Raw genomic sequence first — 24278 nt, 5'->3', positions numbered from 1 at the left:
AAATCAACAATATCTCACGTATACAGGGGCAGTTCTAGTCGAGCAACATCTGCGAATACATCATGTGAGCATGGTTAATTTGAATTGATATTATGGTGATATGGACGGGTGGATCGGGTACATCTGGAGACCTGCACTTCCTAAGTAATATAGCAAGGACACATCATGAAGATTACAGAAAATAGAAGAATTCTTCTAGCCGATGACATGCCATCCATTCACGAAGATTTTCGAAAAATACTGTGTCCAATTCTACGTACGAACAACCTCACAGATATAGAAGATGCATTGTTCGGGCCAACTGAGAAGCCCACGGTTTTGGAGTTCACGCTGAGTAGCGCATTCCAGGGGCAAGAAGCAGTTTCTATGGTTGAAGAGTCGCTGCGTCAGAACACCCCCTACGCTATGGCTTTCATTGATATGCGTATGCCTCCGGGATGGGATGGAGTCGAAACAATCGAACGAATTTGGCAATTGGATCCGAAATTGCAAATTGTGATTTGCACAGCGTACGCGGATCAGTCATGGATTGAAGTCTTCAGTCGACTGGATGCACGGGATCGTCTATTGGTGTTGAAGAAACCATTCGATCCAATTGAAGTTAGTCAACTCGCGAGTACGCTGTCCAAGAAATGGCAGGTTACGGAGGAAGCTGAGTTCAAAATGAATGATCTTGAACAGGCTGTTGAGGAACGGACAAGAGAATTGTCGGACGCCAACATCATTGTGCAAAATAGTCCTACGATTCTCTATCGACTTCGTGGAGAGCCAACTTTTCCGCTCATTTATATTTCTCACAACATTACAAAATTTGGCCACAACGCTTCTGCGCTGCTACAAGTGTCCGATTGGATGGATATCTTGGTCAACGACGCTGATCGATCCAAGGTGGTAACTTCGATGGCTCGAATGTTGGAGAAGGATGCACAAGGCGCCTCAATCGAGTTCAGAATGCACACAGGTGATGGTGGCCAACGATGGGTGGAAAATCGCTACATTCCGGTGCGCGATGGCGAAGGCAAGCTCATTGAAGTTGAGGGGATCATTCTTGACATCACTGAGCGCAAGGCTGCAGAAGAAAGAATTGCACAGCTGGCCCGTACTGACAATCTGACAGGCTTGGCAAATCGTGCCACGTTTACTGAGCGCCTGCACCAAGCTTTTGCAGCTGCACGTCGCGGTGCGACACCATTTGCGATTCTCTATATTGATCTGGACCACTTCAAACCTGTCAACGACACCTATGGCCATCCGGTCGGTGATTCGCTGCTGAAAGAGGTCTCTCAGCGACTTCGAGCCTGTACCAGGGATTCTGACCTCGTCGCCAGGCTGGGGGGGGACGAGTTTGCCATTTTGCAAGGGGAAATCAGTGAGCCGGCCAACGCTGGTGCATTGGCCACAAAGATATTGAGTAACGTTGCGCTGCCTTTTGTACTGAATGGCATCGAAATCAGAATCTCCGCGAGCATTGGCATCTGTCCATTCCTGAATGAAAGCGCAGGTGCTGACGCCATGGTTGTACAGGCCGATTTGGCGCTTTACCGATCCAAGGAGGAAGGGCGCAATCAGTACCGATTCCATTCCAATGAACTGGACTTGGCCGTTCAAGAGCGAGTTTCAATCGGAGAGGATTTGAAAAATGCCATTGAGCACAACGAACTCGAGCTCTACTATCAACCTCAGATTGAGTTATCGACAAACAAGATTGTTGGAGTAGAGGCGCTAGTCCGGTGGAATCACCCGACGCGCGGACTCCTCAATGCAGGCTCCTTCATTGCCATCGCAGAAAAGACAGGTTCAATCGTTGCTTTGGGGCAATGGGTATTGAATCAGGCCTGTAAGCAAATGCGCTTGTGGCGTGACTCCAATTTGGCACCGCAGGTTATGGCCATTAATCTGTCCCTTGTACAGCTCGAACGAGGCAAGGAACTAGTGCGTAACGTGATCGAGACGCTAGAAAGATGGCATCTCAATCCCGGTGACTTGGAGTTCGACGTTACCGAGGCGATGCTGGCCCAGATGACATGGACGCGCAATGGCGTCATTCCGCAGCTACGGGAGCTGGGTGTAAAGATCGCCATTGATGACTTTGGTACTGAATACTCCTCCTTCAACTACCTTCAGGCTTACCGAGTAAACCACTTAAAGATCGCACAATCGATGCTTAGGGATGCCTCAATTGATCCAACAAGTGCCAATACTATTCGCGCGATTATCAATCTCGCAAGAGAAGCAAAAATTGGTGTGATCGTTGAAGGTGTGGAGACAGAGGCACAACATTCATTTCTTAGTTCCACCGGTACCGCAACCCAGGCTCAAGGGCACTATTTCAGTAAAGCGGTGAACGTTGCTGAATTCAGCGAACTTTTGCAGCAGGAAATTGATGCCCACGTTAACTACATTTCGAAATGAACAGTGAGATGCCTAAACTGCTGTGTTTCAACGTGACCCGTTATGACCTATAACGTTGGCATTGCGTGCGCCTTCCAAGCGAATCCTGACTTGAACATCAGCCGTTGAATGGCGGATTCAACCGATTGCAGATTTGCAATGAGAAGAGAACTTGGCAGACGTGGTCAATAAGACGGAAGGAATCCAGACGATGGCAATTTGTCGCTATCGTGTAACACTTTGTACACGGACGTAAGTACGTTTCAAGCAATTCAATTGCACATGATGGCAAATCGGCATGTGACTGACCGACTTGATTCACCTATTCAATGTCAACCTGCCAACCGCTAGTGAGCGGTCGTGCTCAGATGGTGCAAGGACATAAGACTGGCCGATCACCTGTGTCCCCCTGTAAGTACGACGGGACAAGTCTGTAAGTGCCCATTCAGAAACCACTGGATTCCCGTTGCAATGTGCTTTTCAAGCCCGAATCTTGCTCCATCAGCACGGAATCGAACACTGCGTTCATTTCAATGACTGCCTTGCCGCTCATTGCTATTTTTTCACATATATGGAATTTCACCTTTTCCACGAAGGAACAAATGAAATTGTTGATTTGCCATCAACATCTATCTATCCATTAGACATAAGCCGTTTGGAGAGATCGAAGTTGCCCATACGCTATTCGCAGAGATCACTTGACTTATGACGACGAGGCCTATTCAATCAACTCTTGACTAAAGTCAATTGTTGGTGCAAACATTTGTCACTCATTGCCGAGGCTATAAGCATGAATGAGGTCGGCGAGAATTACATCTCGACCAAATTGGCAGACCGGAAAGAACGCCGTCTGCTGCTAATCTTTGTCCTGGTCTCCGCTGGCATATTCGCTGCAGCGGCACCTTTTGCCAAAGTTGCACTGCCCCCCTTCCCTACTTTCATCGCGCTGTATCTCTCAGCGATGTGCATTGTTGATTTGATTACTGCTGTTCTGCTGCTAGGACAGTTCATCATGCTTCGTCAGCGCTCGTTGCTGGCCCTGGCTTGTGGTTACTTATTCAATCTGATCATGGCGATTTCACAGGGACTCAGTTTTCCTGGTCTTTTCGCGCCACAGGGGCTGATTGGAAACGGTTCACAGACGACCGCGTGGCTTTACTTTTTTTGGCACGCTGGTTTCCCGTCCTTTGTGGTCATTTATGCCGCCTTGAAGAAGCAAATAACAGCCTTGGATTTCACGACCAGCAAGATTTCGTCGTTTCAGATCAGAACAGTAGTCACAAGTGCCGCGATCACGGTGGGTGTTGCCTTGTCGTTGGTTTTTCTAGCAACTCACAGTGCAAGCGCACTTCCCGCGCTTATGCTGGGGAATGATGATGCCTCCACAAAGGTGGTAGTTGCAACGATCACTTGGCTAATGGCCGCCGTCGCGCTTTTTGCGCTTTGGGTACGCCGTCCACACATGACATTTGATCTTGGACTGATGGCCGTCAATTGGGTGTGGATATTTGATATAGCATTGGCGTCCGTTCTCAACCATGGTCGGTACGACCTGGGCTGGTATGTTGGTCGAATCTACGGATTGGTTGCATCTAGCTTCGTACTGATGGTGTTGTTAGCAGAGAATGGAATTCTCTATGCGCGACTTGCAGAATCGCATGGCCGAGAATTGAAGGAACGGCAACGGGCGCAGAGTAAATCCGAGCAATTGGCGTCTTTGAATGCAACACTCCGAATGCTGTATCGGGTGGCTGGTGATCTGAACAGGGGAGTTGGCGAAGCTGAGGTTTGCAAGCTTGCTCTTCTGGGAATTCTGGAGCTCCCAGAGTTCCGTTCTGGCTGGATTTCCCTCGATGAAGATGGCACACGTGCACGCAACTTTGGGGCTCCGGAATCGGCAAACGTGCAGGAGGATAGTCTGTCGTATCCTGTGACGCGTCTCCCTCTTCTGGCAAATGGACACAAGCTGGGTTCCATCAACTTGATCGGCATGGAAAGCGTGGAACTGTCTGATGAGATCCTGGGCATGCTGCATGCGATTGCAAATCAGTTAACCGTCGCTCTGCAACGCTGCGAACTACTTCTGCATCTAGAGACCCAGGTAGCGCAACGCACAGAGTCCTTGCAATCTGAGATACAAGAACGCATCAAGACGGAACAAAAGGTTATCAACCTGAATCGGCTGTATGCTGTACTGAGTGGCATTAATTCCACTATCGTGCGTAGCCATGATCGACTGGAACTCTTCGATGAGGCCTGTCGGATCGCCGTTGCGCTAGGCAAGTTTGAGCTGGCGTGGATTGGTACCGTGGAGTCCGAAGGCAGTCGCGTGCGACCGGTAGTCTGGAAAGGTTATCATGCCGTGCCCGATGACTGGGAAAAGGCTTTTGCGGCGGCACAGATTGAAACCGTTGACGCTCATATCGGCTGGATTGGTCAAGCACTTAGCGAACGTGGTGTAGCGCTGTGCAATGACTTAAGTGCTTCAAGTGAGGACACTTTCCCTCCGAATTTAGTTGCCAATGGTTGTCATTCTCTTGCTGTTCTTCCAATGCGGGTCGGAGGAGGTGTAGCCGGAATACTGGTACTTTGCTCAAGCGAGCCTCAATTCTTTGCCGATGCAATGGAGCTCGATCTTCTCAAAGAAGTTGCCGGCGACATTGCATTTGCACTTGAATACATTCAAAAAACCGAGCAGTTAGATTATCTGGCCTACTATGATGCGATCACAGGGTTAGCTAACCGGGCATTATTTCAAGACCGAATCACTCAACTGCTTCTGGATAATTCCCGTGCAGACGGGGAAAGATCATCCTTGGGGTTACTGCTGATCGATATTGAACGTTTCAAGGACATCAACGACACGTTTGGACGCCATGTTGGAGATGTTCTCATCAAGAGAGTGGCCGGCCGCCTCGCTGAAGCACTCAATGGAACTGACCGATTGGCGCGACTTGGAATCACCCACTTTGCAGTCATAGCAAGCGGGCTGAAAGAGGAATCTGACATTGCACATTTATTAGACAATACGATTCTTCCACAATTGAATCTCGCTTATTCGATTGACGGGAAACAATTGCATCTTACGTTTCGCACAGGTGTTTCCCTATTTCCAAACGACGCAGAGAATGTGGAAACCATGTTTGCCCATGCGGAAACAGCGCTCCAAATTGCGAAGTTGAATGATGAGCGATACATGTTCTACGCATCGCCCATGAATGCTCGCGTTTCGCAACAGTTGCTGCTTGAAAATCGTTTGCGCCGTGCGTTGGAACAGGGTGAATTTGTTTTGTACTACCAGCCCAAAGTCAGCATGTCCGATGGAAATGTTGTCGGATTGGAGGCTTTGATTCGTTGGCAAGACCCTGAATATGGCCTGATTCCACCTGGCGAGTTCATACCGGTCCTGGAAGAGACTGGAATGATTGTGGAGGTTGGCAGATGGGTTTTGCAAAAAGCTATGACCGACATAGAAACCTGGATAAAAGACGGAATAACGCCTCCTCGGGTAGCCGTCAATGTGTCCAGCATGCAGTTGCGACGTAAAGACTTTGTAGAGACGCTAAAGGACGTATTGACTGGACGTCGCTATACAGGGAACCTACTCTACTTGGACCTGGAACTTACGGAAAGTGTTCTCATAGCCGATGTCGAGACAAGCATACAAAAACTTAACGCGATTCGCGACATGGGCATGAAGCTATCGATAGATGATTTTGGAACGGGGTATTCATCTCTCAGCTATCTAAAACGCCTTCCCATTGACTATTTGAAAATCGACCAAAGCTTTGTGCGCGACATTACTACCGACCCAAGCGCTGCGTCCATTTGCATTTCCATCATCGATTTGGCCCACAACCTGAAGATGCGTGTTGTTGCCGAGGGGGTGGAGACAGAAGCTCAAATGAACTATTTGCGTCGTCATCATTGTGACGAAATGCAAGGGTACTTATTTAGTCGACCCATCTCGTTCAAAGAGTGCACCCAGTTGATGATTGAACAAAGAAAATACGAATTTCCGCTTCAATCGGTTGATGAGCGTAGAACTCTGCTGATCATTGATGATGAGGCGAGTATATTGGCCGCACTAAAACGACTCCTGCGCCGAGAAGACTACAATATTTTGACCGCAGACAACGCTTCACTGGCGTTCAATCTGCTGGCCACGCACAATGTGCAGGTGGTAGTTTCGGATCAACGTATGCCTGAAATGAACGGCACGGAATTTCTGTCGCGAGTCAAGGAACTCTATCCACATACCGTTCGAATTGTTCTTTCAGGATATACGGATTTGGATTCCATTACCAGTGCAGTGAATCAGGGAGCAATATACAAGTTCTTTACCAAACCTTGGAATGATGACACCATGCGCGAAAACATTCGCGAGGCTTTCGTAGCATACGAATCAAGGCTAGGTCGCAAACTGTAAGCCACTGAAAGTGGCCTTCTTGAATCGGCGAAAATGCAAGTCCATTGAAAAGCACCTGTCACAGGTTGACTAACATTGCGAGCTTGTTGTACATGCCTTGCATGTCCGCAAAATCCTTCACCAGTTTCTCCTTTGTACCTGCTAAATTCGTCCAGGCAGCTTCGGAAATTCTTGGCACAGAGGACTGCATATCGGATTCCAGATTGAGTGCATGCGCAACAGCATTTGCCAGATGCACCACCTCCATCAGTGGCGTGCTGGTCGTAGGAACCTGCGCAGACTCGGCATAGTCCGCTAGCCTGTGATGACCACCAATAGCATCACAGATTTCCTTCGGAAAATGCCAATGACTACACAGTGCTTCCCCAATAGCGGCATGGTCGAATCCAAAAATACGCTGCTCCGCGTCCATCATCAAGATGTCTTCCTTTTGATGCAGCATTCTGGCTTCAGCATATAGTTCAGGGTATGAAGATGCCAGCGCCAGCTTGCCCACATCATGCAATATTCCAGCCAGAAAAGCCTGATTTGGATTGATCTGATTGCGGCGACCTAAAACATAGGCACATATCCCGACAGAAATACTGTGCCGAAACAAAGTCTGCATCAACAATTGATCTTGTTTTCCAGGGAACTTTTGTGAAGTTAGTAATATGGCCACCACGATCATGCGTAGGTTGGATATGCCCAGAACTACAACTGCTTCGTGAATAGACTGAACTTGATTCGCTCCTCCATAAAATGGGGAGTTTGCCAACTGGAGCAAGCGTGCGACCAAAGCCTGATCGCGAGCGATTGCACGCTCCAGGAGAGATTGCTCCGCATATTCGTCGTCCAGATAGCCTAGTACTTGTTGTACCGCCTCAGGTATGCTGGGCAATTGGCGGACCATTTGAATGGCCTGTTCGAGATTGGGGGGCATCAAGACCTCAACTGAGTTAGGTACACGGTCAAAGCATTCATCAAAGATGTGCTTGCGGACCCCGTACCAGCGAGTCGAAATCGAAATTCGATTTGATCTGTAGACGGACCGGCTTCGTCACTCCTAACTTCAGGTAGGGAAGCCAATTCCGAAAGATCTGTAATCGCTTTGCTCTCAGAATCATTCATGGCGGTCATTTATAGAAAGGAAGGCAAACACAGTGCCTCTGTGTTGCTTTTGTGTTACCAGGTGACGGCCCACGACGCGCCAGCCCGCACCGTTGGCGTCAATCAGTTCGAACTGATGAGCAGATCCATTTGGCCATGCAGGTAGCTTGGGAAGCAGCAAGCTTGCAATGTCTGACTGGAAATTGAGTTCTGCAAAGGCGGCATTGCGCAGAACAATCAACCCTTCGGAATCCACTCCAACAATGGGTACCGGAATCCAGTGCAAGGTTTCCTGCGACGCGGACAGCGCAGCCAATCCCACAACGGACTGATGCGATTGTTCGTCAAGTAACCTCGCAAGAGTTTGGTTTTTGAAGAGAAGTTCTTGATTCTTGGATGCCACCTCCGCGGTCAGGCGATGGTTTTCGTCACTCATCTCCTTATGTCGAAAGGCCTCTGCTATACACTCTCTCAATAGCTGCTCATCCCACGGTTTACTCATGAATTTGTAAATGGCACCTTGATTGATTGCATTGGTTATCGACTCCATGTCCGCGTAACCTGACAGAACCAAGCGCATGGTTTCTGGGTACAGGTCTTTGGTCCGACGCAGAAACTCTTCACCTGTCATGTTTGGCATTCGTTGATCGGAAACGATGACGTCCACATCGTTGGCAGCCAGGATCTCCAAACCCTGTGCGCCAGAATTTGCACTCAAAATACGATAGCCTTCTCGGCGCAATAGCCTCTTCAGCGCCGATAAGATGCTGTCTTCGTCATCTACCAGCAGCAATGTTCTGGTTTTGGCGGGTCTACCTAAAGTTGATGCCGCTAGAACCCAACCAGATTGGAGTAGCGCAAGAGCATCGTGTGAAGGCATGGGCTTCCCAATGAAGTATCCCTGTACCATGTCGCAATGCTGATTAATGAGAGTGGACAACTGCGCATCCGTCTCGATCCCCTCCGCAACCACAGCCATCTTCAAACTATGTGCCATGCTGATGATGGCCCGTGTAATCGAAGCGTCGTCCGGGTCGGTCGTGATGTCCTGCACAAACGCTCGGTCCACTTTGACTGTATCGATAGGCAGTCTTTTCAAATAAGCCAGACTGGAGTATCCCGTACCGAAATCGTCAATGGACAATTTGACGCCGATTTTCTTCAGTCGGAACAGCTGGGATTCCGTACGAATCACATCGTGCATGAGCATGCTTTCAGTTAGCTCCAGCTCCAGTCGATCTGCGGTAAGGCCCGTATCGGCCAAAATGGTGGCTACCAATTCTGGAAACAGAGGATCATTAAGTTGGCGCAGTGAAACATTCACGGCCATTTTCAGACGCTCAAAATCAAACGCATCCCAATCCTTGAGCTGCTGGCACGCCGCGCGAAGCACCCAGGCGCCGACTCGCTCAATAAGCCCCGTGTTTTCTAAGGTTGGGATGAATTCCGATGGAAGGATTACACCTTTTTCTGGATGCTGCCAGCGTATCAATGCTTCAAAACCACTTATTTCTCCGGTTTTGCACGAAGCCTTGGGTTGGTAGTAAACAAGAAATTGATGCAGTTCTATGGCCTGGTAGAGTTCGGACTCCAGATTCAATCGTCCGCTAAAGTTGCGATTCATATCGGGCGCGTACGATATCCAACTGCCACGCGATGTCAATTTTGCACGGGCCAATGCAGCTTCGGCGTGTCGTAGCAATGAATACTGGAGTTGAGGGCCATCAGGGCTCTCATGCGCCACGGCATGACTTTGTTGAAAGGCCAAGCCAATGCTTGCTCCCAGGTAGACCTCCCTTCCGGCTATGAGATAGGGGTGACGAAGGGCCTCGATTAAAGCAGTTGCAATTTGTTCAATTTGACTGGGCACTGTTTGAGAGGTAAGTAATAGCCCGAACTTGTCACCTCCGTAGCGCACCAGATAGTCCTCAGACTTTGCATATTTGGCAATGCGATGTGCTGCCTCTACCAGCAGCACATCTCCAGCAGACAATCCCAAAGTTTCATTTAGCGCCGACAGTTGATCCAGATCGATGCATATCAAGGCGGCTTGGGAATCTGCCTGAAGCTCATTGACACGCCTAAGCAAGCCTTCTCGCCCGGGCAGCCCAGTCAGGGCATCGATTCCATGGATGCGCCCTGGCTCACCTGTTGGCGTTAGATTCAATTCGTTCATGGTTACGACTTAGCTCGCGATGTCAATTTAATCGCCACACGCAACTCTTCTTCGTCCTTTGATTCTCGCTGGCGCAGCAGCGATATCAACTTTTCGGTCAATACGTGTTCCGCACTCAGCAAAACGATTCCATCTCGGGTAGTCAGGTCCTTGGCAACGACCATACCAGGACGCAGCTCATCAACACCAAGTACCACCGAAGCAACTTCGTTGTTGGGAGTGGCTTTAATCAATACCTGCAAAAAGACGTCCACCACTTCCGGATTGAACTGATTGCCACGTCCATGCAAAATCATCGAACGAGCCTCAGCCGCCGTGAGTTTCGATGTGCTCAAATTCCCGGACTGCATGTCCATATAAGCTTCAACCACAATCAATATGGCCGCGGACAGGGGGATACGGTCACCTGCCAGTCCATCAGGAAACCCTTTTCCATCGTGCCGCTCGTGGTGCCAGCGAATGAGGCTCGCTACTCCCTGCATATCCTCCTGTGAGAGAAGCGCTTGTTCCCCCCAAGCCGGGTGACGTCGATACTGCAACATCTCCTCTTCTGTAAGGCGGCCCACCGGGCGAGTAAGAATGCTGTCCGCCAATCCGATCAGTCCAATGTCATGCAGGAGACCCGCGACAAAAATTTCCTGCTGCTGCTTTTCATTCAAACCCATGGTCACTGCAGTGCGTCTAGCCAAATCTGCGACCTGACGCGAATGTCCCGAAAGACTGCGTCCACGCAATTCCATGAGACTGGAAAAAACCTTGATGGAATTGAGGTAGTTGCTCTTCAGCTTTGCGTGCGCCACCTGCAGCTCTGCGGTACGTTCCTGAACCCGCACTTCTAGCCCTGCATTGAGAACTTTGAGCTCTTCATTCTGTGCTGCAATCTGCTTTTCCAGCTGACGCTTTTGCAGCTCCAAGGCCTTTCGTTCCAGAGCTTGTTTGACAATTAATATCAAATCGTGGTCATTCCAAGGCTTGGTAATGTAGCGGTAGATCTCGCCACGATTGACCGAACTCATGATGTCGTCCACATCTGCATAGCCCGTCAGGAGCAAACGCGTGGTGTCCGGCCACCGACCCCGCACTATTTCCAGGAAATGCGCACCATCCATTTCTGGCATTCGCATGTCTGAAATAACCAAATCAATGGCATTTGATTCCAGGATGCCGATTCCGGCCACACCACTTTCAGCCGTAAAAATCTGAAACCCATGGGGACGCAGCAACCGTCTTAGTGACGACAATATATTCATCTCGTCATCAACGCACAATATATTCATCGGAACTGATACCGTGGATTCCAACATCACTGCTTGGTCTCCTTGGACTGGACAACCTGATCACTCTGCACCAGTGGCAACGTAATGCGGAAGGTTGTTCCCTTTCCAACTTCAGTATCTACTTCAATTCTTCCGTGGTGTTTCTGAATGATTCCATAAGACAGTGAAAGTCCAAGACCTGTGCCCTTGCCCACAGGTTTAGTCGTGAAAAATGGATCGAATATCCGTGGTACGACATCCTTTGGAATACCACTACCTGTATCCGCTATTTCTATCCAAACACTGTTATCGATCTTGAGATCGGCTGCGCCTTGAAGCTTGGCATTGCCTACACCAGATCGAATGTATATTTTTCCTCGATTGGGACCAATCGCGTGCGCGGCATTGACAACCAGATTCATGACAACCTGATTTATTTCAGACGGCATGCACTGAACTTCCGGAATGTCGCCATATTCCTTTACGACATCTGCCTTGTACTTGACTTCGTTGTTCACCACGTTCAGCGTAGACTCAATTCCTCGGTTGAGATCGGCAAATTGCCATTGCGGTTTAGCATCCACGTGCGAGAAGTCTTTTAGGTCTTGCACAATCTTTCGCACTCTTGCAATACCTTCTTTGGACTCCCTCATCAGATTCGGAATATCTTCTTTCAAAAAATCAATCTCCATTTCCAGTTTCTTGGCTTGCAGTGCTCGCAACGCCTCCGGTGCAATCTGCACGTCACATGCCATTTCATATGCTCGCAACATCTGAAATAATTTCTCCAGATATTCTTCCAGCATTCCGAAATTGGAGAATACGTATCCGATTGGATTATTGATTTCATGCGCCACCCCTGCCGCAAGCAATCCAATGGATGCAAGCTTCTCTGACTGCACCAGGTGTTCTTGAGCTGTTGAAAGTTTGTCATTGAGGGCGCTCAGTTCCAAATTCCGATTCAGCAGTTCCAACTCTACCGACTCACGACGCACTACATCTTGTCTCAAAGCATCATTGACTTCGGCAAGTTGGGCGGTGCGCTGCGTCACCATGTCTTCAACTTCCAGCTGGGCCTTCATCAATGCTGATTCAGCAACCTTGCGCTCCGTAATATCCTGAAGTGTTTCAATGGCCCCAACAACGACTCCATCTTCGTCTCTTAGTGGTGCGGCGGTGAAAAACAGCCAGCGGCCAGACGTGCCGAGATTAGGAAAGAATCCTTCTGCTTCATATGCATCAGGAATGACCAGGGAATTTCGATATCGATTCTCATACAAATCGGCAACAATGCTTTCCATGGACCCATCCACTATCAGATCAGCCATGATGGGTCTATCAACTCCATACAGTATCTTTCCCAGATCGCTGGTTCCTATGACGGATTCGGCGGGAACTCCAAGCAGAGTGGCACAGGCTTGGTTGTAGTGCGTAACAAGGTGCCTGGAATTGACAACGAATGTTGCTATTGGACTACCGTCAAAAAAATCAGCCGGGTCCAACGCATCAAGTCCCCGTGTAACACTCGTTGTAGCGGTTCCGGGTTGGTCCATAGCCTGTCCTTCAAATACACATGACGTTACCAGCAGCCAATTTGGTAATTGCATCGCAATTGCAATTCACAAAGAGCCAAGTCCCATCGCTTGATAGTACTCAATTGCCAAAGGAAACGCGAGAACTTTGCGACAGAATGCGATTCACATTTAATCAAATTTGGCTTTCATCCTGCAGTCGGCCTTACTTCAAATCGAAGGTGAGAACCGAATCACCAAATGAACAATTTGCAAAATTCATTCTTCGATAGCTTCTCCCTTCGTGTGTCAGTTCAACAGCTGGAGGCACAATTGCGTTTCCTGAGGCGGGTAAATCTATTCGAGGTTGCGACAGCCCATTCACAGTTGCTTGCTCGCATGTAAAAACCAGGTACCGCAATGGATAGGCCTACAGCACGTGTCGAGTCCTATCCTGCGTCTGCCTCAGCTCAACAAAGCCGCGCTAGTGTTGCGACAGGGGTGTAGATACCTGCATTGACAGCGACATTGAAGGCGTTCAACATTCCAAGCATGAACAATCCTAGTGCCAACACCGGCGTGTCGCTTAGGCACTCGTTTCTGCGTCGAGTCTTACGCGGGTTTCCCTATATTGGCCTTTGTTCATTACTTGCCTGTCTCTGCCCCGTGTCCGCTATTGCCCAGACGCCTAAGTCAGAGTCGCCCGCGGCTGTAGTGCCTTCGGTTGCTGCAATGCGTCAAAGCGTCGCTACCGCCAGCACGCCAACCCCTTCCTGGAACGGTCCGCGCACAGGACCAACCGGTGCCACCCAGAAAAATCTAGCGATCATCTGCGACGATCTTCGCAATGGCGGAATCCTCGGAGTTGCACAAGGCGTTCAGGAAGCTGTCAGATCGCTTAAATGGAACGTCAAGGTTTTTGACTCCGCTGGAAGTCCCTCTGGCAGAGCAAAAGCAGCCGCAGAAGCCCTGGCCTCAAAGCCGGACGGTCTTATTCTGGTAGGCACCGATGCAAAGGTCATGGGCCCGCTGGTGCGGCCGTTTTCCTCACTGGGAATACCCATCGTAGGTTGGCACGTCAGTGCCAAAGCCGGTCCCGTGGTCAATAGTCCCATTGCCATGAACGTTTCCACCGATCCGTTGGAAGTTGCCCGCATCAGTGCCATGGCCGCAGTTATTTCAACGAAAGACCACGCTGGCGTTGTGATCTTTACGGATTCGAACTTCGAAATCGCAATGGCCAAGGCCAACGCAATGGCCGACGTAATCCGTGCCTGCGAGCAATGTACTTTGCTCGGAATCCAGGACGTCGCAATATCCAAGAGCGCCGAACAAATGCCTGCGGTTACCCGCAACCTGCTCAGCCAATTTGGCAAACGCTGGACCCACGCTCTGGCGATCAATGACATCTATTTCGATTATGTGGTGCCCGAGCTGATCAAGGCTGGATTGCCCAATGACTCCATCAGCCTGCTCTCTGCTGGTGACGGAAGCTCTGCCGCCTTCATGCGCATCCGAGCCAAGGCGTTCCAAACTGTCACCGTCGCTGAACCTCTGAACTTGCACGGGTGGCAGTTGGTTGATGAATTGAATCGTCTGATGCAGCATCAGGCGGCAAGCGGCTACGTGATCCCTGTGCATCTGGTCAATTCCAACAATATCAATGTTGATGGCGGTGCACGTTTCCAGTATGACCCGGACAATGGATATCGCGATATCTACCGGCAGATTTGGAAGCCATAAAACGGCCTTGATGTTCAGCTTTCGCCTGCAACGTTCCGCCCTGCCGCATTCGTTGCGCAGTCAGTTCATATTGGCCTTGTCGTCTCTGACGCTGCTTTTTGTTGCCGCCGGGCTGACTGCCATCTATACACTGCGAGATACGATCGAGAGTACCCAGCAATTGGCCGGCGACCGCTTGTCGCGTATGCAGCAGGCGCAAAACGTGGTTGAACGTGCTTTGCTGATTGAACGAACCTCCGGCCAGATGCTGAGTGCCACGTCGCAAGAGGAGCTACGTGAGCGCTACGCGGGGATTGGGCAACAATTGGATTTGCTGGATGGACTTGTGCAGCAGTTGGTAACCGGCAGCGACGATGTTTCAATTTTGGCGCTACATCAGTCTGCACAACTCTTTCGCAATACCGCCAACATTGTTGCTAGCCTGCAAGACACGACATTGCTGGCCGGAGCTTCAGACACGCTACCGCGAACGCAAGATCGCAACGCGCAGGAAGTCAATTTGCAATACTTCAAAGGTGAGCTTCAGCGGCAATCCAGTTCAATGGCCGACTCGGCACAGGCATTGTCATTGCGACTGACCCAGGACTACCGCAATGCGGTTACCCATTTGACCGAATCCGCACAAGTTCGACTGCGCTGGGTCTTGGTATTGCTTGTCTGCAGTCTGATTCTTTCATGGCTTATCTCCCACCTTTTCTTAGGTCAGCACGTGGTAGGTCGACTGTTACAAGTCAGCCACTATCTGCGACTGGATGATGGTCAGACGGCACAGGCGCAAGTGCCAGTTACCGGTGGTGACGAAATAGGCCAAATGGCGCGCGCCGTTGAACTATTCATGAATGATCGCCAAAAGTTGTACACCACAAACTTAACCCTAGAACAAGAGCGTGCACGGCTGGCTGACGTTATCAAGAAGCTGGAGCAGACGCAGAGCCAGCTACTCCAATCGGAGAAGATGGCCGCCATCGGGCAGCTAGCAGCTGGCGTCGCCCACGAGATAAACAACCCAATCGGTTTTGTCATTTCCAACCTGGGAACTTTTAAAGGTTATGTTGCCGATCTACTCGACATCTTGTCTTGCTATGAATCCAAGGAAGGCGAATTGGCAGAGGAAACCCGTGCAAAGATCCTGGCGTTAAAGAAAACAATAGATATCCTCTTCTTGCGAGAGGATGTTGCGAACCTTCTCAATGAATCTATGGACGGTATGCAACGCGTCAAACGCATTGTGCAAGACCTGAAAGATTTCTCTCATGTTGACAGCTCAGGCCTACAGATGGCCAATCTGGAGCATGGACTGGACACCACCATCAATATGGTACGCAGTGAGCTAAATGACAAAGTTGAAGTGTTGAAAGAATATGCCAATATTCCAGAGATTGAATGTCTGCCAGCAGAACTCAACCAGGTTTTTCTCAATCTGATAGTCAATGCTATCCAAGCCATCCCGAGCCAAGGTACCATTACATTGCGAACAGGCGCTGACCAAGAAAGCGTTTGGGTGGAAGTTCAGGATACCGGCGTTGGAATTCAGGCTGAGAACATTGGACGCATTTTCGAACCATTCTTTACGACTAAAGCAATTGGTCAGGGCACCGGCTTGGGGCTATCTCTGTCCTATGGCATAGTTCAGAAGCATGGTGGCCAGATCTCCGTACGTAGCCAAATTGGCATTGGCACAGTTTTTCGAGTTACTTTGCCAATGCATATGCATCACACATCGGAGAGTTAGGCCAAGAAAAGATTGAACTGATTGTTCAAGACTTTGACGCACCTTCTGACGAAAAAATTTTACTCTTTTTTGGGTTTGCAGTTTGCTTTCCAGTGTTCGCAAAACCATAAGTTTGAAGGAGTTGTCAATGGACATTTCGCCCATTTTGGCCCACAAGCTAGCCCAAGCCGTTGAAGAAATGCCTGCATTTCCCCAGAGCGTTCGAAAAGTCCTCACTCTCTCACAGGACATCAATTGCTCACCAAAAGAGTTGGTGCATGTAATTGATAAAGATCCTGTGATTACCGTCAAGATATTGCGCGTAGTGAACTCTTCTTATTACAGCATTCCCACCAAGATTACGTCACTTCACCATGCGGTTGTCTACTTGGGTTTCAACACGGTGAAGAATCTGGCACTTGCCATTGCGGCAGTGGGCGTTCTGCCACGCAAGAATCTAGCGGACTTCGACGTGCAGCAATATCTGCTGCACTCTTTGACCACTGCAGGTATAGCAAAGCAATTGGCCGATCGTTGCCCAGAGGTGGATCCAGTTGATTGTTTTATTGCAGGCCTCTTGCACGACTTTGGGAAAATTGTCTTGGCTCTCTATAGTCCACAAGAGTTTCGAATGGCGGTAGATATGAGTCAGGAACAAGGGGAGTCTTTGCATCTGACCTTGCGGCAAGTCATCGGTGTGGACCATTCCGAAGTCGGTGCCATGTTGGTTGAAAAGTGGAGGTTTTCGGAAAGTCTAGTGGAAACCATCCGGCATCAGTATGGCCCAGAAGTATTGGATACAGATTCCATTGCCTGTGTTTTTGCAGGAAATCAGATAGCCAAGCGATTGCACATAGGGTTCTCCGGCAACGCCTATATTGAAGAACTACCAAGTAAGTTAGCTTCAAGATTGGGCGGCGGATTGGATGCTTTGCAAGCCGCATTGGGTACCCTGAAGTCGCTACATGCCGACATGCCCCTTGTCGCCGCGCTGAATGGATCCGCTTACTGAATAATTAGTGCTTACTAAGGTCTTTAGCCGAAAAATGGGAGTTGCACTTGAACTTGAGCGACACCATCGGCATGGTGTAAAAGTGTCACGAGGCAAGTGGCATCACAACTTGCACATGTTTTTGAAAATGTGTGCAATTCCGAGGAGTGTAAATCAGAACGCTCGTTTTCGCTCACAATATTTATTCACGCTTATTCAAATAAGCATTTGAATAAGCAAGCAATAAAGGATCTAGGAGAAGAAATCCGCCAAAGTCGCTCCAATATTACCTAGGCACCCACTTTAAAAGTATTCGATTACCATCGCTTCGGGCACAAAGACGGGTGCCGACCGATACAAGGCAAAGTGTAACCGTTGCGTGTACGCTTCAGACTCCCAACATTGACTGCAACTTGGGATTTTGGCCGCGACATCGATTTTGAGTCAGATCAATCAGGAACTTCTAATTCCCATATCGCCCGGTTTCTGTTGTCACTTGCGAGTTTTGATTACCCATCAATGTATGAAAAAACATACCTACCTTCTTATCCCAATTTAATTATGATGTAAGAATGTCGCATATCGCGCATTTTGAAGCCCAATCGAGATGAACCTTCTTTCGGTAACTCAGCCGCTGAATCTCATAAGCCTGAAAGCGTTCATCGATGCTTGCCCTGTTGCTATAGGGGTATCACGCATGTCCGATTCGGCATATGTCGCCGTAAATGAAGCATTTCTCGTGATGCATGGCTACAACCATGAAGAAGTCATCGGACACACCAGTGAAGAGTTGCAGCTTTGGCGCAATCGCGAAAGCCGCTCGGCTGTTTTAACTCAGTTACAAAGAACAGGAAGCGCCCGTAATTTTTTTCATGAATATAGACACAAGTCGGGGCGCGTCGGTCAAGCCATTGCCTCCGTAGATTTATTCGATTTGGAGGGTATCGCCCATCTCATTGGATTTCTGGCCGATATAAGTGAGACAAGTCAATTGAGTTCCACGTTGGCTGAGACAGAGTCAACCTATCAGGCGTTGTTTCAAAACATGCTCAACGGCATGGCCTACTGCCGCATGTTGTACGAAGATGGTATGGCCAGTGATTTCATCTACTTGAAGGTTAACAAAGCCTTTGAAGAGCAGACAGGGCTGAAGAATGTCCGAGATCGCAAGGTCAGCGAAGTCATACCAGGAATACGAAGCAAAGACAAAGCGATTTTCGAATTGTATGAACGTGTCGTGAAAACCGGGGTGGCTGAACGTACTGAGGTGCTTATCTCTGCGTTAAATCAGTGGTTTTCCATTTCAGTGTTCAAAGTGCAAACAGACCACTTTGCAGTTGTATTTGACGTTATTACGGAGCGCAAAAATGCACAGCTTGCGTTGGCAAACAGTGAGTATCGTTTGCAACGTGCCATGGAAGCCACCAATGTTGGCTTGTGGGATTGGGATCTTCGGAGTGAAGTTGCCTATCTGTCACCCAAGTACTATGAACTGACCGGCTACGGGGCCGATGAAGTCGTTCCCAATTTAGACTTTTTCAAGAGCACGATCCATCCTGATGACCTCGCATCAGTTATGCAAAGCATGTCATCGCATCTTCGTGGCGAATCTGAAGTGAGCATATTTGACTACCGACTGGTAAGAAAAGATGGCCAAGTCTGCTGGATACTGGGCAATGGACGCGTTATCGACAGAAGTGCTGAAGGTAAACCATTGCGAATGATTGGTACCATTACCGACATATCTGACCGCAAAATATCAGAACTGGCACTGACGGAAGCATCTGTAGTTTTTACCAATAGCTTCGAAGGCATCATGGTAGTGGATAGCCAGGTTAAGGTAGTGAGAGTCAACCCAGCATTTACGCGTGTCACCGGGTATGCCGAGGAAGAAATCATAGGAAATTCACCCAAACTTCTTTCATCCGGTCTGCAGGGACCAGATTTTTACAAAGCGATGTGGGAGTCCATCCATACCAAAGGCAATTGGCGGGGAGAGATTTGGAATAGACGGAAGAACGGTGAAGTCTACGCGGAGCTATTGGCCATTTCAGTTGTACGTGATGCACTAGGAGCAGTTCAGTACTACATAGGAGCATTCTCCGATATCAGTCAAATCAAGTCCCATGAATTGGAGCTTGATCGTGTGGCACACTATGACCCACTTACTGGAACTCCCAACAGGCGCTTGTTGGCTGACCGCATGGAGCAAGCGATATTTAGAGTAAATCGACGCCAATCAAGCCTTGCAGTGTGCTACATGGACCTTGATGGATTCAAAGATATCAATGACCGATTTGGTCATGGGGTGGGTGACCAAGTTCTAATTGCTGTATCCAATAGCCTCAAGCATATTTTGAGAACCGAAGACACATTGGCTAGACTGGGGGGCGATGAATTCGTCATGCTTCTTGATGACATTGGTACTCCAGAAGAGTGTGTCCTCGTTTTAAATCGCATACTAAATGCCATCAAAACACCGATTGCGATAGACGGGAATGACATTCTCATTTCCTGCAGCATTGGAGTCAGTCTGTATCCGCTGGATCATGCAGACGCAGATGCACTGCTACGCCATGCCGACCAAGCCATGTATCAAGCGAAGGCAGCGGGACGCAACTGCTTTCAACTCTTTGACCCAGAGAGTGATTTGAAGGCACAAGCGCATCAGCAATTTGTGGAGCGAATGCATTGCGCGCTGAGCGCACATGAATTTTGCCTTTACTACCAACCCAAAGTTGATCTGACCAATGGCAAAGTGTTGGGCGTAGAAGCACTTATTCGATGGGATCATCCTCAAGAGGGAATTCTTCCTCCTGCAGCGTTCTTGCACCATGTCGAAGGTAGTACCCTTGACCACCCGTTGGGTCACTGGGTCATGTGCTCCGCACTGGAACAGGCGTCGCAATGGAAACGACTGGGACATGAAATTCAAGTAAGCATCAATGTCGGAGCTCAGCACTTGCTTCATCCAGATTTCTTGAAGCATCTTCGATCTACGTTAGATCTTCATCCAGAACTGGCCGCTGATTGCCTGGAGTTAGAAGTTTTGGAAAGCGTAGGCATTAGCAATATGGATCAAACTATTGAAGTGCTCAAACAGTGCCATCAAATCGGAGTGAAGTTGGCACTGGATGACTTTGGTACAGGCTATTCATCTCTTACCTATTTGCGCAAACTTCCGGTGGACACCATCAAAATAGATCAAAGTTTTGTTCGCGATATGTTGGTGGATGCAGAAGATTTTGGTATCGTGGAAGGTGTCATCAGTTTGGCCAGAGCATTCAACCGAAAGGTGATTGCAGAAGGGGTAGAAACAATCGAACACGGGCACGCTCTAACTCGATTAGGTTGCCATTTGGCCCAAGGATATGGCATTGCTAAACCGATGCCTGGGAGTCAATTTCTTACTTGGCTCCAGGATTGGAGTGAGCAGCGTGCCTGGGCAGAAATCTAGTACGACATCTTAGATCGAAGACCTGAAGTCTAATCATGAAGTCAAAATCGTGACGAAGACGATCAACAAATCTGTTAAACGGTCAATGCGAGTTAAATTCGTCGAAATCTTTGCTACGACCAAAAGTGGAATTGTCATGAGCAATGACGACGACATCCGCAAGCCAGTGCTGATCGAAGGGGCGTGTTTCGGGTCTGCAGCAGAAACGCATAAGACAAGAGGTCGAAGATATGCCCCAAGCGCTGGAGATCATGGGTCACCTCTACCGGGGCTCCAACCATTCTGGAAGACTGCTATCGCAGATCCCATTCTTCAGTATCTGTATTGACTTCTATCGCATACCAGCGGGACAGAACACTTGAAGAACGCGTGCAAATTCTTTGGAAGCCTCAAATGTAGCAACTCAAACACATTGATGCGAAAATGACATCCGCTTGGATCATAAATAAAGGACTACTATGCGTTGGAAAGTCTTGGCAACTTTTTGTGCATCACTGGCTTGCATGTTTGGCAGTGCGAGTGGAGCGACTACTGCTCAAAATGTTGTGTTCATTCCCAAATCCAGTGACCATCAGTTTTGGGAGCTCATGCATGAAGGGGCCAGTCGTGCGATGAACGAGTCGGGTAGCGGCACGCTTACTTGGCGTGGCCCGGCCCATAGCGGTGATGTCGATGCCCAAATCAGGATTTTGGAAACATATACCCGGGACGGCGCTGACGCCATCGTTCTGGCCCCTATAGACCGGTACAAGCTAGAAGCTCCGGTCAAAATGGCCACCGAAAAAGGAATCCGGGTGGTGGTAGTGGACTCTGAACTTGGCGGAGAGAATCATTCCAGCTTTTTCGGCACAGACAACGTTGCCGCAGGTGCTTTGGCGGCCGAACAGATGGAAAAGCTGCTTGGCGGTAAAGGTAAACTGGTGGTGGTACGCACTTACAAGGGAAGTGTCACTGTTGAGAAGCGCGTAACCGGATTTACCAAGCATCTAAAAGCCCACGCCCCGCAAATCCAGATTGCAGCAGACTTTTATGCGGGTGACGCTGTTGGCGACATCTACTCCATAACGAAGGAGACACTGAGGCGCATTCAGCATATCGATGCGGTCTTTGCACCCAACGAGACAACTGCGCAAGCAAGCCTGCGTGCTCTGCGTGACCTGAACTTGGCAGGGAAGATCCGTTTTATTGGGTTTGACGCGACACCACTTCTGCTGGATGCTATTCGCCTCCGCGAAGTGGACGGTCTGGTACTGCAGAATCCGCGCCAGATGGGCTACCTCGCCGTCAAGGCTGCGCTTGAATCACCGGTTTCAGCCTCCCACAGATCTCCCACGGTAACCTACATACCCGCAACCATGGTTACATCGGAAAATGTGGCCCAACCAGCGATCCAAGAACTGCTCGCCCGGGATAGACCGCAGTAGCTCAGCCAGTATCCGTAATTTGTCATGATATTTCTATCCCAGTGGATAAGGGGCCGCTTGACGGTCACGTTGGTGTTGACCGTCATCATTGGCATTGTGCTGCCCACGGTGATCGCCGTTGTGACTCTGCTCTGGTTTCGCCAGTCCAAAGTCGAGCAAGAAATGGTTGATATCCTGCAAGAAAAGTCTCTTGTGCTTTCGGCCAGCTTGGCTGAGCCAGTATGGAATTTCAACATGGAAACAATCTCGCTGCTACTGCGAGCATCCATGGCGGACTCTCAGGTTGTGCGGGTGTCCGTATTTGACACGCACGACAAGATACTTACCGAGGTAAAGGATGATTCGCGGCGCATGGGGCGATCTTATGCAAAAGTTCAAAACCTGAATCACATAAGCGGGGCAGCAAGTCGCGCGAACTTTGCCGGCAAAGTGGAGGTGGAAATCGACTCCGGCAATAGGCAAAGTGAATTCCGTCACGAAGTGCAGTTCTATTCTATGATTCTGGCCCTTCAAATTGCAAGTTCTATGGCGTTGTTGCTCTATGTCCTTAGAGCTCGGGTGCTCAAGCCTGTCGCTGGACTAACACAATTTTCGGATCAGTTGGCGCAAGGCAACTTTTACAAACCATTGGCTTGGTCGCGCCCCGATGAGCTGGGCACTTTAGCCCGGCAAATGGACAACATGCGCATGGTCATGGTAGACGACATCGCAAAGCGCAAAGAGGCCGATGAAACCATCCACAATCTGGCGTTTTATGATCCGTTGACGCAATTACCTAACCGCCGCCTGTTGCGCGAACGACTGAAGATGGCCGCCGTGGCGAGTGAGCGATCCGGACAGTACTTTGCATTGCTGTTCTTGGATCTGGACAACTTCAAGACACTCAACGACACGTTAGGCCACTCTGTTGGTGATGAACTTTTGATCCAGGTTGGAATTAGCCTGATTGAGAGCGTTCGCGCTGACGATACCGTGGCGCGTCTGGGAGGTGATGAGTTTGTGGTCATCTTGCAAAGAGTCGGTAGCGAGCCAGACGCCGCAGCTCAGCTGACTCGGCAAATCGCCGAAAAAATATGCAAAACCATTTCCAAACCCAGTCTGCTGGCCAGCCAAATGCATGTTATCAGCACCAGCATCGGAGTGACGTTGCATTGCGGCGCCCGAATGGATATCGATGTATACCTCAAAGAGGCCGATCTTGCCATGTATCAGGCCAAGGCTGCTGGACGAAATTGTGTGTGTTTCTTTGATGAACAAATGCACACCACACTGTTACAAAGTGCCAACTTAGAAGCATCTCTTCGAGATGCAATTCGAGGTGAAGAGTTCCTATTGCTGTATCAGCCACAGGTGATGCAAACTGGACATATCATGGGTGCAGAGTGTTTGGTTCGTTGGATGCACTCCGACCGCGGTTTAGTGTCTCCCAACGAATTTATACCCATTGCAGAGAAGACAGGACTAATTTTGCCACTGGGTCAATGGATCCTTGAGCAAGCGTGTACCAAGCTAGCGATTTGGTCCCGACACGAATTGCTGTCGCAGCTGAGCATCTCCGTCAACATCAGCGCCTGCCAACTTCATCAACCTGACTTCGTCGATGTTGTGCTTTCGACTGTGACACGCAGTGGTGCCAATCCGCGGCGGTTGAAGCTCGAATTGACGGAAAGTCAATTGATAGACAACACGGAAGACATTATTGAGAAGATGCAGCTTCTCAAAGAAAAGGGAATTGGCTTTTCATTGGACGACTTCGGTACAGGCTACTCTTCGCTGTCGTACCTACGGCGATTTCCGCTGGAGCAGCTCAAAATTGATCAGAGCTTTGTTCGTGATGTACTCGTTGACACCAACGACGCCGTCATTACCAAAATGGTGATCGCATTGGCGGAGAGTCTAGGATTGGCCGTCATTGCTGAAGGAGTGGAGCACGAAGCACAGCGCGAGTATCTTGCGCGTCACGGCTGCAATGCCTACCAGGGTTATTTGTTCGGCAGACCAATGCCAGATACCGAATTTGAGCACATGGTACTCGTCGACAATGCGGTCACCAGCAACTTGTAGGCATTTCCCGTTTGAATGACTGACCCAACGCTGAGG

12 protein-coding genes are annotated in these 24278 nt (G+C 49.3%); 8 read left to right on the top strand and 4 right to left on the bottom strand.

The window, feature by feature from the left end; translation table 11 throughout:
- Positions 1 to 165 precede the first annotated feature (165 nt).
- Complete coding sequence (locus tag AAGF34_RS10130; RefSeq protein WP_342620483.1) at positions 166 to 2412, top strand: EAL domain-containing protein; 2247 nt, start codon at positions 166 to 168, stop codon at positions 2410 to 2412.
- Positions 2413 to 3181: 769 nt separating this feature from the next.
- Positions 3182 to 6820 carry an EAL domain-containing protein gene (locus AAGF34_RS10125; RefSeq protein WP_342620482.1) on the top strand — a complete coding sequence of 1213 codons (3639 nt, stop codon included), beginning with the start codon at positions 3182 to 3184 and terminating at the stop codon, positions 6818 to 6820.
- Positions 6821 to 6878: 58 nt separating this feature from the next.
- Here the strand turns inward: AAGF34_RS10125 and AAGF34_RS10120 are convergent, their stop codons facing one another.
- From AAGF34_RS10120 to AAGF34_RS10105, 4 genes are all read right to left on the bottom strand, one after another.
- Positions 6879 to 7742 carry an HDOD domain-containing protein gene (locus AAGF34_RS10120; protein ID WP_342620481.1) on the bottom strand — a complete coding sequence of 288 codons (864 nt, stop codon included), beginning with the start codon at positions 7740 to 7742 and terminating at the stop codon, positions 6879 to 6881.
- 180 nt (positions 7743 to 7922) lie between these two features.
- The gene (locus AAGF34_RS10115; RefSeq protein ID WP_342620480.1) at positions 7923 to 10085 is read right to left on the bottom strand and encodes an EAL domain-containing protein; all 2163 of its coding nucleotides are present in this window, start codon (positions 10083 to 10085) and stop codon (positions 7923 to 7925) included.
- 2 nt (positions 10086 to 10087) lie between these two features.
- Positions 10088 to 11389 (bottom strand): HD domain-containing phosphohydrolase, encoded by a 1302-nt coding sequence (locus AAGF34_RS10110; protein WP_342620479.1) that lies wholly within the window; start codon positions 11387 to 11389, stop codon positions 10088 to 10090.
- Complete coding sequence (locus AAGF34_RS10105; protein ID WP_342620478.1) at positions 11389 to 12894, bottom strand: ATP-binding protein; 1506 nt, start codon at positions 12892 to 12894, stop codon at positions 11389 to 11391. Before AAGF34_RS10105 ends, AAGF34_RS10110 begins: the two co-directional genes overlap by 1 nt.
- A 690-nt stretch (positions 12895 to 13584) precedes the next feature.
- On the opposite strand from AAGF34_RS10105, the gene AAGF34_RS10100 reads away from it, so the two are divergent.
- The 6 genes from AAGF34_RS10100 (at position 13585) to AAGF34_RS10075 (ending at position 24242) form a co-directional block, all read left to right on the top strand.
- Positions 13585 to 14595, top strand: a complete 1011-nt coding sequence (locus AAGF34_RS10100; RefSeq protein WP_342621072.1) for a substrate-binding domain-containing protein — start codon at positions 13585 to 13587, stop codon at positions 14593 to 14595.
- Complete coding sequence (locus AAGF34_RS10095; RefSeq protein ID WP_342620477.1) at positions 14555 to 16327, top strand: ATP-binding protein; 1773 nt, start codon at positions 14555 to 14557, stop codon at positions 16325 to 16327. The genes AAGF34_RS10100 and AAGF34_RS10095 overlap by 41 nt, the downstream gene beginning before the upstream one ends.
- Before the next feature lie 127 nt (positions 16328 to 16454).
- Positions 16455 to 17318, top strand: coding sequence for an HDOD domain-containing protein (locus AAGF34_RS10090; RefSeq protein WP_342620476.1), 864 nt, complete (start codon positions 16455 to 16457; stop codon positions 17316 to 17318).
- A gap of 586 nt (positions 17319 to 17904) precedes the next feature.
- On the top strand, positions 17905 to 20754 hold the full coding sequence (locus AAGF34_RS10085) for an EAL domain-containing protein (RefSeq protein WP_342620475.1): 2850 nt from the start codon (positions 17905 to 17907) through the stop codon (positions 20752 to 20754).
- A gap of 458 nt (positions 20755 to 21212) precedes the next feature.
- Complete coding sequence (locus AAGF34_RS10080) at positions 21213 to 22178, top strand: substrate-binding domain-containing protein (RefSeq protein ID WP_342620474.1); 966 nt, start codon at positions 21213 to 21215, stop codon at positions 22176 to 22178.
- Between the two features lie 57 nt (positions 22179 to 22235).
- A complete protein-coding gene (locus AAGF34_RS10075; RefSeq protein WP_342620473.1) occupies positions 22236 to 24242 on the top strand; it encodes an EAL domain-containing protein in 2007 nt (668 codons plus the stop codon).
- The last annotated feature ends 36 nt before the right edge of the window (positions 24243 to 24278 follow it).

This window comes from Rhodoferax sp. GW822-FHT02A01, assembly GCF_038784515.1.
Classification (GTDB): domain Bacteria; phylum Pseudomonadota; class Gammaproteobacteria; order Burkholderiales; family Burkholderiaceae_C; genus Allorhodoferax.
This window is presented reverse-complemented; position numbering and strand designations above follow the sequence as displayed.